Annotated in this window: 8 protein-coding genes, 22 tRNA genes and 3 rRNA genes; 6 read left to right on the forward strand and 27 right to left on the reverse strand. The window is 46.4% G+C overall.

The window, feature by feature from the left end; translation table 11 throughout:
* The first annotated feature begins 145 nt into the window (after positions 1 to 145).
* Both NYE63_RS25545 and NYE63_RS25550 read left to right on the forward strand, forming a co-directional pair.
* Entirely contained in the window at positions 146 to 1,066 is a 921-nt protein-coding gene (locus NYE63_RS25545) for a 1,4-dihydroxy-2-naphthoate polyprenyltransferase (protein ID WP_342603289.1), read from the forward strand.
* 153 nt (positions 1,067 to 1,219) lie between these two features.
* Positions 1,220 to 1,969 carry a TraR/DksA C4-type zinc finger protein gene (locus tag NYE63_RS25550; RefSeq protein ID WP_342603290.1) on the forward strand — a complete coding sequence of 250 codons (750 nt, stop codon included), beginning with the start codon at positions 1,220 to 1,222 and terminating at the stop codon, positions 1,967 to 1,969.
* A gap of 41 nt (positions 1,970 to 2,010) precedes the next feature.
* Here NYE63_RS25550 and NYE63_RS25555 read toward each other — a convergent pair.
* From NYE63_RS25555 to NYE63_RS25670, 24 genes are all read right to left on the reverse strand, one after another.
* Positions 2,011 to 2,082: transfer RNA gene (locus tag NYE63_RS25555), tRNA-Glu, on the reverse strand.
* A gap of 3 nt (positions 2,083 to 2,085) precedes the next feature.
* Positions 2,086 to 2,176: transfer RNA gene (locus NYE63_RS25560), tRNA-Ser, on the reverse strand.
* A 1-nt stretch (position 2,177) separates the two neighbouring features.
* Positions 2,178 to 2,252 (reverse strand) — tRNA-Asn (locus NYE63_RS25565).
* 12 nt (positions 2,253 to 2,264) lie between these two features.
* A tRNA-Ile gene (locus NYE63_RS25570) sits at positions 2,265 to 2,341 on the reverse strand.
* 5 nt (positions 2,342 to 2,346) lie between these two features.
* Positions 2,347 to 2,420: transfer RNA gene (locus NYE63_RS25575), tRNA-Gly, on the reverse strand.
* A gap of 4 nt (positions 2,421 to 2,424) precedes the next feature.
* Positions 2,425 to 2,500, reverse strand: a tRNA-His gene (locus NYE63_RS25580).
* 17 nt (positions 2,501 to 2,517) lie between these two features.
* A tRNA-Phe gene (locus NYE63_RS25585) sits at positions 2,518 to 2,593 on the reverse strand.
* A gap of 22 nt (positions 2,594 to 2,615) precedes the next feature.
* Positions 2,616 to 2,691, reverse strand: a tRNA-Asp gene (locus NYE63_RS25590).
* A 6-nt stretch (positions 2,692 to 2,697) separates the two neighbouring features.
* Positions 2,698 to 2,771, reverse strand: a tRNA-Met gene (locus NYE63_RS25595).
* A 103-nt stretch (positions 2,772 to 2,874) separates the two neighbouring features.
* Positions 2,875 to 2,967: transfer RNA gene (locus NYE63_RS25600), tRNA-Ser, on the reverse strand.
* A 22-nt stretch (positions 2,968 to 2,989) separates the two neighbouring features.
* Positions 2,990 to 3,066 (reverse strand) — tRNA-Ile (locus tag NYE63_RS25605).
* A gap of 10 nt (positions 3,067 to 3,076) precedes the next feature.
* Positions 3,077 to 3,153 (reverse strand) — tRNA-Met (locus tag NYE63_RS25610).
* A 28-nt stretch (positions 3,154 to 3,181) separates the two neighbouring features.
* A tRNA-Ala gene (locus tag NYE63_RS25615) sits at positions 3,182 to 3,257 on the reverse strand.
* A gap of 17 nt (positions 3,258 to 3,274) precedes the next feature.
* Positions 3,275 to 3,351, reverse strand: a tRNA-Pro gene (locus tag NYE63_RS25620).
* Positions 3,352 to 3,362: 11 nt separating this feature from the next.
* A tRNA-Arg gene (locus tag NYE63_RS25625) sits at positions 3,363 to 3,439 on the reverse strand.
* A 9-nt stretch (positions 3,440 to 3,448) separates the two neighbouring features.
* Positions 3,449 to 3,537: transfer RNA gene (locus NYE63_RS25630), tRNA-Leu, on the reverse strand.
* A gap of 12 nt (positions 3,538 to 3,549) precedes the next feature.
* Positions 3,550 to 3,624: transfer RNA gene (locus NYE63_RS25635), tRNA-Gly, on the reverse strand.
* A gap of 8 nt (positions 3,625 to 3,632) precedes the next feature.
* Positions 3,633 to 3,714: transfer RNA gene (locus NYE63_RS25640), tRNA-Leu, on the reverse strand.
* 8 nt (positions 3,715 to 3,722) lie between these two features.
* Positions 3,723 to 3,798 (reverse strand) — tRNA-Lys (locus NYE63_RS25645).
* Between the two features lie 20 nt (positions 3,799 to 3,818).
* Positions 3,819 to 3,894 (reverse strand) — tRNA-Thr (locus NYE63_RS25650).
* A gap of 11 nt (positions 3,895 to 3,905) precedes the next feature.
* Positions 3,906 to 3,981: transfer RNA gene (locus NYE63_RS25655), tRNA-Val, on the reverse strand.
* 11 nt (positions 3,982 to 3,992) lie between these two features.
* Positions 3,993 to 4,108 (reverse strand): 5S ribosomal RNA (gene rrf, locus NYE63_RS25660).
* 118 nt (positions 4,109 to 4,226) lie between these two features.
* Positions 4,227 to 7,159, reverse strand: a 23S ribosomal RNA gene (locus NYE63_RS25665).
* Positions 7,160 to 7,335: 176 nt separating this feature from the next.
* Positions 7,336 to 8,886 (reverse strand): 16S ribosomal RNA (locus NYE63_RS25670).
* The 16S, 23S and 5S rRNA genes sit together here with 21 tRNA genes alongside, the layout of an rRNA operon.
* Positions 8,887 to 9,323: 437 nt before the next feature.
* On the opposite strand from NYE63_RS25670, the gene NYE63_RS25675 reads away from it, so the two are divergent.
* Positions 9,324 to 9,509 carry a hypothetical protein gene (locus NYE63_RS25675; RefSeq protein ID WP_034310479.1) on the forward strand — a complete coding sequence of 62 codons (186 nt, stop codon included), beginning with the start codon at positions 9,324 to 9,326 and terminating at the stop codon, positions 9,507 to 9,509.
* Positions 9,510 to 9,541: 32 nt separating this feature from the next.
* Here the strand turns inward: NYE63_RS25675 and NYE63_RS25680 are convergent, their stop codons facing one another.
* Positions 9,542 to 10,447: a DMT family transporter gene (locus NYE63_RS25680; protein WP_342603291.1), complete on the reverse strand. Its 906-nt coding sequence runs from the start codon at positions 10,445 to 10,447 to the stop codon at positions 9,542 to 9,544.
* Positions 10,448 to 10,593: 146 nt separating this feature from the next.
* Here NYE63_RS25680 and NYE63_RS25685 point away from each other — a divergent pair, with 146 nt between their 5' ends.
* Positions 10,594 to 11,301 carry an MgtC/SapB family protein gene (locus NYE63_RS25685; RefSeq protein WP_342603292.1) on the forward strand — a complete coding sequence of 236 codons (708 nt, stop codon included), beginning with the start codon at positions 10,594 to 10,596 and terminating at the stop codon, positions 11,299 to 11,301.
* Positions 11,302 to 11,418: 117 nt separating this feature from the next.
* Positions 11,419 to 11,491 (forward strand) — tRNA-Ala (locus NYE63_RS25690).
* 145 nt (positions 11,492 to 11,636) lie between these two features.
* Here NYE63_RS25690 and NYE63_RS25695 read toward each other — a convergent pair.
* Both NYE63_RS25695 and NYE63_RS25700 read right to left on the reverse strand, forming a co-directional pair.
* On the reverse strand, positions 11,637 to 11,768 hold the full coding sequence (locus NYE63_RS25695; protein WP_342603293.1) for a DUF6254 family protein: 132 nt from the start codon (positions 11,766 to 11,768) through the stop codon (positions 11,637 to 11,639).
* 115 nt (positions 11,769 to 11,883) lie between these two features.
* Complete coding sequence (locus tag NYE63_RS25700) at positions 11,884 to 12,066, reverse strand: hypothetical protein (RefSeq protein ID WP_034310968.1); 183 nt, start codon at positions 12,064 to 12,066, stop codon at positions 11,884 to 11,886.
* Positions 12,067 to 12,427: 361 nt separating this feature from the next.
* Here NYE63_RS25700 and NYE63_RS25705 point away from each other — a divergent pair, with 361 nt between their 5' ends.
* Complete coding sequence (locus NYE63_RS25705) at positions 12,428 to 12,970, forward strand: hypothetical protein (RefSeq protein ID WP_342603294.1); 543 nt, start codon at positions 12,428 to 12,430, stop codon at positions 12,968 to 12,970.
* The last annotated feature ends 92 nt before the right edge of the window (positions 12,971 to 13,062 follow it).

Raw genomic sequence — 13,062 nt, forward strand, 5'->3', positions numbered from 1 at the left:
TTAATTTTGGAAATGTACTATCAAATGAATTCCCATTATCACCCTTACCCACTTTTCCTGCATTTATTAGGATAACCTTTTGTGCAACATTTCAATATTTGTTATAATTTCGAGAGAACCAATAATGATTTTGAGGAGAGAAATAATGCAAACAGAATACGACGGACTTCCCCTTAAACGGACCTGGAAGATTTGGTGGGAGTTAATTCGTCCACATACACTAACCGCAGCTTTTGTCCCAGTTTTACTAGGAACTGTGATTGCACTTTTGGAAGATGGAGTGAATTGGTTACTATTCGCTGCCATGATGATTGCAAGTATCCTGATTCAAGCTGCAACCAATTTATTCAATGAATACTATGATTTCAAGAGAGGCTTGGATACAGAGGAATCCGTAGGCATTGGCGGCGGGATCGTCCGTCATGGGATGACCCCCAAACTAATCATGACCTTGGCCCTTGGCATGTATGCCATCGCCTTGTTACTTGGCATCTATATCTGTGCCGCATCATCTTGGTGGCTTGCTGCAGTAGGACTGGTTTGCATGCTTGTCGGCTATCTTTATACAGGCGGTCCCCTGCCCATTTCATATACACCATTCGGGGAACTTTTTTCTGGATTGTTCATGGGCTTTTTGATAATCCTGATCGCCTTTTTCATTCAAACCGGTTTTGTTTCTTCAACAGCCATCTTAATTGCCATTCCAAGTGGAATATTGGTCGGGTTGATCAACTTATCCAATAACTTACGTGACCATGATGGGGATAAGGCGCATGGCCGAAAAACGATGCCAGTGGTGATGGGCAGGAAAAACGCCCTGACATTCATGGCAATCATGTTCGCTTTCTCTTATCTATGGCTTGTTGGACTAGTCCTTATCGGAAGCGTAACGGCGTGGATTCTCCTTGCCTTCCTAAGCATCCCGAAAGCCATGTCCGCAATCAAAGGCTTCGTAGGTAAAACGCAGCCGATCACGATGGTGCCAGCAATGAAAGCCACGGCCCAAACGAACACCTTCTTTGGCTTACTCATGGCCATTGGATTATTCATCAGCTATCTTATATAATCTCCAAGGACTGAGCTCATCCGCTCAGTCCTTTTTTCTATCATCCGTTCCATATTGTTTTCCTATTCTCCGATTTGGGTAATAGATAATACATAATACAACCATCTTACCAATAAAAAATGAGATTTGGACTTTAGAAGGAGTGAATCGTATATGGCAACGAAACAACAAACGCAAAAATTCAAAAATGAACTGCTTCAAGAAAAAAATGAGCTAAGCAATAGAATTCAAAATGATGAACAATCCATTCTGGATAAAAGCCAGACGGAATCCGTAGGGGAATTATCATCCTATGATAATCATCCTGCTGACCTAGGAACCGAATTGTTCGAGATGGAAAGGAATCAAGCACTCGATGAGCATGCACAATCCGAAATGGAGAAAATCGATGAAGCTTTGAAAGCCATAGAAGAAGGTTCGTATGGCCGTTGTAAAACATGCAATATGGAAATCCCCATCGAGAGGCTTGAAGCGATTCCAAACACCCTCTACTGTGTCGAGCATGCCCCAGAACGGCCACTTTCACAAGACCGACCTGCGGAAGAGGATATACTGATTCCATCCAAGGGTGATCATTTTGAAAATCGTCATGGAATTGAAATTATGGATAAAGAAGATAGCTTTGGTGAAGTTGCCAAATTCGGTACATCCGAAACGCCATCTGATTATACCGGCGATCATGGCAATTATAATGATCTTTATAAAACCGAGGATGAAACGAACGGATTTCCTGAAGAGTATGAAGGATTTGCCGCAAATGATATCGAAGGAAAAAATAGAGTGGATATACCGAGCAAAAAGCAAAAGGAATATGAAGATACACTGGAAGAAGAAAATATAGAATCCAATCTTGGAGACATTCCCTATAAGCAAAAAGATAGTTATATCAATGAAAAGAAATGAAAAAAAGAAGCATACATGAATGTATGCTTCCCTTTTTGTTATGACCCGTACGGGATTCGAACCCGTGTTACCGCCGTGAAAGGGCGGTGTCTTAACCGCTTGACCAACGGGCCAACTGGCGGAGAAGGAGGGATTTGAACCCTCGCGCCGCTCGCGCGACCTACACCCTTAGCAGGGGCGCCTCTTCAGCCTCTTGAGTACTTCCCCATGGCTCCGCAGGTAGGACTCGAACCTACGACCGTTCGGTTAACAGCCGAATGCTCTACCACTGAGCTACTGCGGAACAATATGAATATGGTGGGCCTAAATGGACTCGAACCATCGACCTCACGCTTATCAGGCGTGCGCTCTAACCAGCTGAGCTATAGGCCCATATTTGGAGCGGGTGAAGGGAATCGAACCCTCATCATCAGCTTGGAAGGCTGAGGTTTTACCACTAAACTACACCCGCGAAATGGGGCGACTGATGGGAATCGAACCCACGAATGCCTGAACCACAATCAGGTGCGTTAACCACTTCGCCACAATCGCCGTAATTTTTTAAAATATGGTGGCTCAGGACGGAATCGAACCGCCGACACAAGGATTTTCAGTCCTTTGCTCTACCGACTGAGCTACTGAGCCACTATGTATTAAATTTAAAGAATGGCGGTCCCGACGGGAATCGAACCCGCGATCTCCTGCGTGACAGGCAGGCATGTTAACCGCTACACCACGGGACCTAATAATTGCGGGGACAGGATTTGAACCTGCGACCTTCGGGTTATGAGCCCGACGAGCTACCGGACTGCTCCACCCCGCGACGGTAATAATGAAACGATTCGCATCAAGTTTTCGTGTATATTGTTTCGTCCGCTTCCTTTATGTAAGGCTGGTTTCAAAACAACTTGCTGCTTTTAAAAAAATGGAGGAGGTAGAGGGATTCGAACCCCCGCGGGATTTGACTCCCCTGTCGGTTTTCAAGACCGATCCCTTCAGCCGAACTTGGGTATACCTCCACGGCTTTTAAAAAAATGAATATGGTGGACCTTGTAGGACTCGAACCTACGACCGGACGGTTATGAGCCGTCTGCTCTAACCAGCTGAGCTAAAGGTCCTTATATTTATTGGTAGCGGCGGAGGGGATCGAACCCCCGACCTCACGGGTATGAACCGTACGCTCTAGCCAGCTGAGCTACACCGCCAATATAATATAAGTATCTGATTGAAAAATGGTGGAGCCTAGCGGGATCGAACCGCTGACCTCCTGCGTGCAAGGCAGGCGCTCTCCCAGCTGAGCTAAGGCCCCATTCATTAAAAATCACGTGGTCGGGAAGACAGGATTCGAACCTGCGACCCCTTGGTCCCAAACCAAGTGCTCTACCAAGCTGAGCTACTTCCCGCAATAAAAACATGGTGCGCCCGGCGGGAGTCGAACCTACAACCTTCTGATTCGTAGTCAGATGCTCTATCCAATTGAGCTACGGGCGCATATTATGATGGTGCCGAGGACCGGAATCGAACCGGTACGGTAGTCACCTACCGCAGGATTTTAAGTCCTGTGCGTCTGCCAGTTCCGCCACCCCGGCACATACGAAAAGTGGAGCGGAAGACGGGATTCGAACCCGCGACCCCAACCTTGGCAAGGTTGTATTCTACCACTGAACTACTTCCGCATGAAAGATGCGGGTGAAGGGACTTGAACCCCCACGCCTTGCGGCGCCAGATCCTAAGTCTGGTGCGTCTGCCAATTCCGCCACACCCGCATATAAAATGGTGAGCCATGAAGGATTCGAACCTTCGACCCTCTGATTAAAAGTCAGATGCTCTACCAACTGAGCTAATGGCTCGTGCTTGTACTAAATTTAAATGGTGCCGGCAAGAGGACTTGAACCCCCAACCTACTGATTACAAGTCAGTTGCTCTACCAGTTGAGCTACACCGGCAGGTGTAAAAATGGTGGAGGATGACGGGATCGAACCGCCGACCCTCTGCTTGTAAGGCAGATGCTCTCCCAGCTGAGCTAATCCTCCATATAAAACCTGCTTGGCGACGTCCTACTCTCACAGGGGGAAACCCCCAACTACCATCGGCGCTGAAGAGCTTAACTGCCGTGTTCGGAATGGGAACGGGTGTGACCTCTTCGCTATCGTCACCAAACAATGTTTACATTTTTTCAAGACATATATTATTATAACGTCTTTTTGAGAAAATGCAAGAAGAAATTTTCATTCCTTCAAAACTAGATAATAAGAAGGTATTTCATTTTTTTAAAGCGTTGGTTAAGTCCTCGATCTATTAGTATCAGTCAGCTCCACATGTCGCCACGCTTCCACCTCTGACCTATCAACCTGATCATCTTTCAGGGATCTTACTAGCTTGCGCCATGGGAAATCTCATCTTGAGGGGGGCTTCATGCTTAGATGCTTTCAGCACTTATCCCGTCCGCACGTAGCTACCCAGCTATGCCTTTGGCAAGACAACTGGTACACCAGCGGTGCGTCCATCCCGGTCCTCTCGTACTAAGGACAGCTCCTCTCAAATTTCCTGCGCCCGCGACGGATAGGGACCGAACTGTCTCACGACGTTCTGAACCCAGCTCGCGTACCGCTTTAATGGGCGAACAGCCCAACCCTTGGGACCGACTACAGCCCCAGGATGCGATGAGCCGACATCGAGGTGCCAAACCTCCCCGTCGATGTGGACTCTTGGGGGAGATAAGCCTGTTATCCCCGGGGTAGCTTTTATCCGTTGAGCGATGGCCCTTCCATGCGGAACCACCGGATCACTAAGCCCGACTTTCGTCCCTGCTCGACTTGTAGGTCTCGCAGTCAAGCTCCCTTGTGCCTTTACACTCTACGAATGATTTCCAACCATTCTGAGGGAACCTTTGGGCGCCTCCGTTACTCTTTAGGAGGCGACCGCCCCAGTCAAACTGCCCACCTGACACTGTCTCCCACCCCGATAAGGGGCGCGGGTTAGAATTTCAATACAGCCAGGGTAGTATCCCACCAACGCCTCCACCGAAGCTAGCGCTCCGGCTTCTCAGGCTCCTACCTATCCTGTACAAGCTGTACCAAAATTCAATATCAGGCTGCAGTAAAGCTCCACGGGGTCTTTCCGTCCTGTCGCGGGTAACCTGCATCTTCACAGGTACTATAATTTCACCGAGTCTCTCGTTGAGACAGTGCCCAGATCGTTACACCTTTCGTGCGGGTCGGAACTTACCCGACAAGGAATTTCGCTACCTTAGGACCGTTATAGTTACGGCCGCCGTTTACTGGGGCTTCGGTTCAAAGCTTCGCTTGCGCTAACCTCTCCCCTTAACCTTCCAGCACCGGGCAGGTGTCAGCCCCTATACTTCGCCTTGCGGCTTCGCAGAGACCTGTGTTTTTGCTAAACAGTCGCCTGGGCCTATTCACTGCGGCTTTTCTGGGCTATTCACCCTAAAAAGCACCCCTTCTCCCGAAGTTACGGGGTCATTTTGCCGAGTTCCTTAACGAGAGTTCTCTCGCACACCTTAGGATTCTCTCCTCGCCTACCTGTGTCGGTTTGCGGTACGGGCACCTTACATCTCACTAGAGGCTTTTCTTGGCAGCGTGGAATCAGGAACTTCGGTACTATATTTCCCTCGCCATCACAGCTCCGCCTTAATGGAAACGGGATTTGCCTCGTTTCCGGCCTAACTGCTTGGACGCGCATATCCAACAGCGCGCTTACCCTATCCTTCTGCGTCCCCCCATCGTTCAAACGATGTATAGGTGGTACAGGAATATCAACCTGTTGTCCATCGCCTACGCCTTTCGGCCTCGGCTTAGGTCCCGACTAACCCTGAGCGGACGAGCCTTCCTCAGGAAACCTTAGGCATTCGGTGGAAGGGATTCTCACCCTTCTTTCGCTACTCATACCGGCATTCTCACTTCTAAGCGCTCCACCAGTCCTTCCGGTCTGACTTCAACGCCCTTAGAACGCTCTCCTACCATCGACACCATACGGTGTCAATCCACAGCTTCGGTGATACGTTTAGCCCCGGTACATTTTCGGCGCGGAGTCACTCGACCAGTGAGCTATTACGCACTCTTTAAATGGTGGCTGCTTCTGAGCCAACATCCTGGTTGTCTAAGCAACTCCACATCCTTTTCCACTTAACGTATACTTTGGGACCTTAGCTGGTGGTCTGGGCTGTTTCCCTTTCGACTACGGATCTTATCACTCGCAGTCTGACTCCCAAGAATAAGTATTTGGCATTCGGAGTTTGACTGAATTCGGTAACCCGTTGGGGGCCCCTAGTCCAATCAGTGCTCTACCTCCAATACTCTCATCTTGAGGCTAGCCCTAAAGCTATTTCGGAGAGAACCAGCTATCTCCAGGTTCGATTGGAATTTCTCCGCTACCCACACCTCATCCCCGCACTTTTCAACGTGCGTGGGTTCGGGCCTCCATTCAGTGTTACCTGAACTTCACCCTGGACATGGGTAGATCACCTGGTTTCGGGTCTACGACCTCATACTCATTCGCCCTATTCAGACTCGCTTTCGCTGCGGCTCCGTCTTATCAACTTAACCTCGCATGAAATCGTAACTCGCCGGTTCATTCTACAAAAGGCACGCCATTACCCATTAACGGGCTTTGACTACTTGTAGGCACACGGTTTCAGGATCTATTTCACTCCCCTTCCGGGGTGCTTTTCACCTTTCCCTCACGGTACTGGTTCACTATCGGTCACTAGGGAGTATTTAGCCTTGGGAGATGGTCCTCCCTGCTTCCGACGGGATTTCTCGTGTCCCGCCGTACTCAGGATCCACTCAGGAGGGAACGAAGTTTCAACTACAGGGTTTTTACCTTCTTTGACGGACCTTTCCAGATCACTTCATTTACCCCGTTCCTTTGTAACTCCATGTTGAGTGTCCTACAACCCCAAGAGGCAAGCCTCTTGGTTTGGGCTAATTCCGTTTCGCTCGCCGCTACTCAGGAAATCGCATTTGCTTTCTCTTCCTCCGGGTACTTAGATGTTTCAGTTCCCCGGGTCTGCCTTCAGTACCCTATGTATTCAGGTAAAGATACTGTTCCATTACGAACAGTGGGTTTCCCCATTCGGAAATCTCCGGATCAAAGCTTACTTACAGCTCCCCGAAGCATATCGGTGTTAGTCCCGTCCTTCATCGGCTCCTAGTGCCAAGGCATCCACCGTGCGCCCTTTCTAACTTAACCGTTAAAAAAGATCTTACAGATGCTTTGAAAAAAATTAATTGCCTTCTATCTATTATCTAGTTTTCAAGGAACAAAGCAGAAAGAATCCATCACATCGTGATGCTTGTCTTTCCTATTTGAATGAATTACTCATTCAAAACTGAACAAAACAAAAGCGCTCTCGTAATTATCCTTAGAAAGGAGGTGATCCAGCCGCACCTTCCGATACGGCTACCTTGTTACGACTTCACCCCAATCATCTGTCCCACCTTAGGCGGCTGGCTCCATAAAGGTTACCTCACCGACTTCGGGTGTTACAAACTCTCGTGGTGTGACGGGCGGTGTGTACAAGGCCCGGGAACGTATTCACCGCGGCATGCTGATCCGCGATTACTAGCGATTCCGGCTTCATGTAGGCGAGTTGCAGCCTACAATCCGAACTGAGAATGGCTTTATGGGATTCGCTTACCTTCGCAGGTTTGCAGCCCTTTGTACCATCCATTGTAGCACGTGTGTAGCCCAGGTCATAAGGGGCATGATGATTTGACGTCATCCCCACCTTCCTCCGGTTTGTCACCGGCAGTCACCTTAGAGTGCCCAACTGAATGCTGGCAACTAAGATCAAGGGTTGCGCTCGTTGCGGGACTTAACCCAACATCTCACGACACGAGCTGACGACAACCATGCACCACCTGTCACTCTGTCCCCCGAAGGGGAAAGCCCTATCTCTAGGGTTGTCAGAGGATGTCAAGACCTGGTAAGGTTCTTCGCGTTGCTTCGAATTAAACCACATGCTCCACCGCTTGTGCGGGCCCCCGTCAATTCCTTTGAGTTTCAGCCTTGCGGCCGTACTCCCCAGGCGGAGTGCTTAATGCGTTAGCTGCAGCACTAAAGGGCGGAAACCCTCTAACACTTAGCACTCATCGTTTACGGCGTGGACTACCAGGGTATCTAATCCTGTTTGCTCCCCACGCTTTCGCGCCTCAGTGTCAGTTACAGACCAGAAAGTCGCCTTCGCCACTGGTGTTCCTCCAAATCTCTACGCATTTCACCGCTACACTTGGAATTCCACTTTCCTCTTCTGCACTCAAGTTCCCCAGTTTCCAATGACCCTCCACGGTTGAGCCGTGGGCTTTCACATCAGACTTAAGGAACCACCTGCGCGCGCTTTACGCCCAATAATTCCGGACAACGCTTGCCACCTACGTATTACCGCGGCTGCTGGCACGTAGTTAGCCGTGGCTTTCTGGTTAGGTACCGTCAAGGTACCAGCAGTTACTCTGGTACTTGTTCTTCCCTAACAACAGAACTTTACGACCCGAAGGCCTTCTTCGTTCACGCGGCGTTGCTCCGTCAGACTTTCGTCCATTGCGGAAGATTCCCTACTGCTGCCTCCCGTAGGAGTCTGGGCCGTGTCTCAGTCCCAGTGTGGCCGATCACCCTCTCAGGTCGGCTACGCATCGTCGCCTTGGTGAGCCATTACCTCACCAACTAGCTAATGCGCCGCGGGCCCATCTATAAGTGACAGCGTAAACCGTCTTTCCATCTTCTCTCATGCGAGAAAAGAACGTATCCGGTATTAGCTCCGGTTTCCCGAAGTTATCCCAGTCTTATAGGCAGGTTGCCCACGTGTTACTCACCCGTCCGCCGCTAATCTCAGGGAGCAAGCTCCCATCGATTCGCTCGACTTGCATGTATTAGGCACGCCGCCAGCGTTCGTCCTGAGCCAGGATCAAACTCTCCGAAGAAATGTTTGACTTGCTCATTTGCTTTTTTAATAGTGTGTGCTCACTTAAAATTTAACGTTGGCGCTTTGTTTTGTTCAGTTTTCAAAGAGCAATTTGTTGTCGTTTCTCTCAGAAGCGACTTCTATAATGTAACACATTCTGTCACGTTTCGTCAACAACTTTTTTTAAAATCTTTTTCAACAACTTGTTAGCTGTTTGAGTTGCTGTCTTAGCGACAAGAAATAATATACCATGTACTAAAAATGTTTGCAATACGTTTTTTAAAACTTTTTCAAAAAAAACATTTTCACCTATTTCCTTCTATATATTCTTTACATCATCATCACACCCTTTCCCCTGCTATCCGGGCCAAGCTCATGTTTTATGAATAAACGAAGCATATTTCCAATAAAAACAAATAGTCATATATAGATATCTTTTTTCCATGAGGTGAAGCAATGAATCTGCCATTAATCGGATTACTCATTTCTTACAGTATGGCCCTTTACTTATTCAGTACCGCTTTTTATGAAGCCATCAAGTTCAGCAGAGAAAAAGGTAAGGTGAATGGTACGACGTTTTTATTCAGCTTTACTTTTGCTTTGATTTTCACACGGATCACCTATTTGTTTCACCCCTATTAAATAAAAGCAGTAAGTCGGGAGACTTACTGCTTTTATACGGAGACTTTCGCTTCTTTATGTACCTTGCCTTTCTTTTCATCCTTTAAGAACATCATCAAACCACCCAATATGATGGTACCTCCCAAGACCTGCGTCCAGAGTATCGGTTCATCTAATATGAAGTAAGCCAAAATTGTCGCTCCCACCGGTTCAAGTAAGATTCCCATCGAAAGCGTCGAAGTGCTTAACCACTTTAGTGACCAATTGAATAAAGAATGCCCTAATAAAGTCGGGAAAATGGCAAGCAAAATGAAATAGAGCCAATTGGAAGCAGGATAAGGCGCCAATGCCTCTCCCTTAAAGATCACATAGAAAAACAATGCGACAGCGCTGATTGCATACACGACAAAAGTATATGTTATAGAAGAGATGCGTTTTCGAACATTTTGGCCAAACAGTAAATAACCGGTTACCAGCGCACATGCGATAAGCGAAAGAATATCTCCCCAAAGTGCCATACCGCTGATTCTTAAATCGCCCCAGCTAATGACAAGGCTGCCGGCTATCGCAATGATGCCGCTCAATATCGCCTTCATTGAAAATCTTTCTTTAAAAAACAGGTAAGCTCCGGCAAAAGCGAATAAAGGCTGGAGTGTGACAAGCACAGTTGAACTCGCGACCGATGTGTAATTAAGCGATTCAAACCATAAAATAAAATGAAAAGCCAAAAACACTCCTGCCGCAATCGAATACAGCCAATCCTTTTTTTCAATAAATTTAAGTTCATGACGGTATTTCACCAAGAAAACCGGCAACATAAGAAGGACAGTAAATAATAAACGGTAAAAGGCGATAATACCCGATGGAGCGGTCGCCAATTTAACAAGGATGGCCGAAAACGATACGGATGCCACACCGATTGCCAACGCTACATAGGGATTCACTTTTGGCAGTTGCACTTAAATTCCTCCTTTCAATGGAATTACGTTACATTGAACTCTATTCTACTATGTTAAAATTATTAAGGTAGTTTTTTTTGAAAAAACGGGTATATGGCAACAGATGATCTTATTCTTCGATAATAATTCGGAAGTGGTGAAACAAAATGGAATGGACATTCGACCCTCAATCGGAACTGCAAATCCTTATCAAATTGGGGATTTCAGCTCTCCTTGGACTAATTATCGGACTCGAGCGAGAAATGAAACGAAAACCCGTTGGATTAAAAACAAGCCTGGTCATTTCAATCGTCAGCTGTTTATTAACGATCGTTTCCATGGAATCCGCATATAAGTTCCCGGGGAGCGACGACGTAAATATCACAATGGATCCCTTGCGTCTAGCGGCTCAGATCGTTTCTGGCGTCGGCTTTATCGGTGCAGGCGTCATTCTCAGGCGGGACAACAACAGCATATCCGGTTTAACGACAGCCGCCATCATCTGGGGAGCGGCCGGAATCGGGATTGCCGTTGGAGCTGGATTTTTCCTCGAGGCCACAGCCGGCGTAATCCTATTGATCATAAGTGTCGAATTGGTGCCCGCAATCGTCACCTGGCTCGGACCCATGAAGCTACGGCAAAAAGAAATCTTTCTGCAGCTGGTGGTAAAAAATAAAGATGACATAGCCGTCGTACTGAAAAAAATCAAAGACGAAAAGATATTCATCAAAAACCTTAGAATCAAGGATGTGGAAGAAAGCCACCACCTCTTGACACTTAAAGTTCTGGTTGATCAAAAAGTCCGAACATCGGAAGTGTATTACACCGTCTCCAATCTTAAGGAGATTGCACGGGTAGAAATCGAAAATGCATAATAAAAAAAAACCGTTTGACTACACTCAAACGGTTTTTTTTATTATTTTTTCAAAAATCTCATATTTATTATTGACTTTTCCCGAAAATTCGATAAAATAATTATTGTACCTCAATTCGGGGCATTAGCTCAGCTGGGAGAGCGCTACGCTGGCAGCGTAGAGGTCAGCGGTTCGATCCCGCTATGCTCCATACTCGAAAACCCTTGTGTAGCAAGGGTTTTTTTCTTTTTATCATTCCTGCCCATTTATTGCACAATTTGCACCTTCAGTACACTAAAGTATTTTATCTGCTAAATCCGTAAAGACTTGGGATAGCCTCTCATTCTTAAACAGTTTTACTTAGTTTCAGATTCATTTTTGCCCGCATCTTCAGCTAGTTGTTCAAATGATCTGACCTTACCATGTGGATTCTGCGATTGTTTACGATCTTTCCATTGGCGTTCTTGTTGTCCCTTAGATTGAGTCATCTAAATAAGCTCCTTTACATAAAGTTCAGTAAATAGTTTGAAGTATGATAAGCCTCCACCCTTTGTACTCGGTGCAGGCATCACTTATCATGAGTTCGAGTCCGGCAAGTATTAATTAATGCATGCCTTTCCACTCACCTTGATTTTTAGATGCTTTTTCTTTTTTTGCTTTATTTTTATGTGCTTGATTAGCGTTTGCACTGCCAAATTCTTTAGAGAATTCTGAATCAGTTTTACTTGAATCAAATCCTTGTTTGTTCTTTTGGTCTGCATCATTTTTCTTTGTTCGTTTTGCCATGGATAGATACCCCTCCTTCTTAATCTTTAGTATGAGATCAGAAAGAAGAAATATACCCCTAATTAAAACCGATAGTAACATGAATTTGTCATGTAATTCGGGTTCATCAATACTATGCTTTAATGGCATTGTCGAAATTAGATTTCCCACGGGAAGAATCGCTTGATCCGAAAAGCCAAGCAACGAAGTATTTGCACGAATTGAATCCAATGTCGAAACCAATATCGAAAAGTTAGTCGCATATAGGAAAGAAATCGTCAATTCATGACGGATTGGCGTCTTTTATTTTCGGATTATTCCTTAAAATATGAATCTATTTATATTACGATTAAAAAAGAAATTTTACATAGGGGCGATTTACATGAAAATGAAAAAAATTCTCGGTTGGACATTGGGGATTGCAATTGTTGTCGGATTGGGTACTTGGGGAACTTTCGCAGTATTAGAGAACGTCAATGATTATAAAGCGATCGAAAAGGAACATGAAACAGCGGCGGCGGATGAAGGGGACACCCCCCAAGACGTTGACCAAGAAGTCGTGAACATACCTATTGCAAAGGACGTTGTAACATTAGCGAACGGCGGGGACGGTCACACTTTCATTGCGGAAACCCATTCATTCTTGAACGATACGCTTGGATATGGCGGCGTTAAATCGGCGGATTATAGGGCACAACGAGCGAATGCCAAAGACGTGCTTCAAACGTTGAAGGGTGCAAAAGTGAAGAACAATGAAATAACGGCGGACTTCAAGAAAATCGAAGAATATGCGAACGTCGTTTTCAAAGAAGATAATCGTGACGCAATGGTTCAACTTCACCGATTGTTTCACGATTTGGATATCTATTTCAACGGATATGATTATGACCAAACTTGGGGTGTAACTGATTTCGAGGGCGAATAATTGGGTCATTGGCCATTCAACGCAAGGAAACGCACTTCATTGTTGCTGATAACAGCGACTAACGATATAAATTGGCATATCGTAACTGAATA

The organism is Peribacillus sp. FSL E2-0159, from assembly GCF_038643155.1.
Lineage (GTDB): Bacteria > Bacillota > Bacilli > Bacillales > DSM-1321 > Peribacillus > Peribacillus simplex.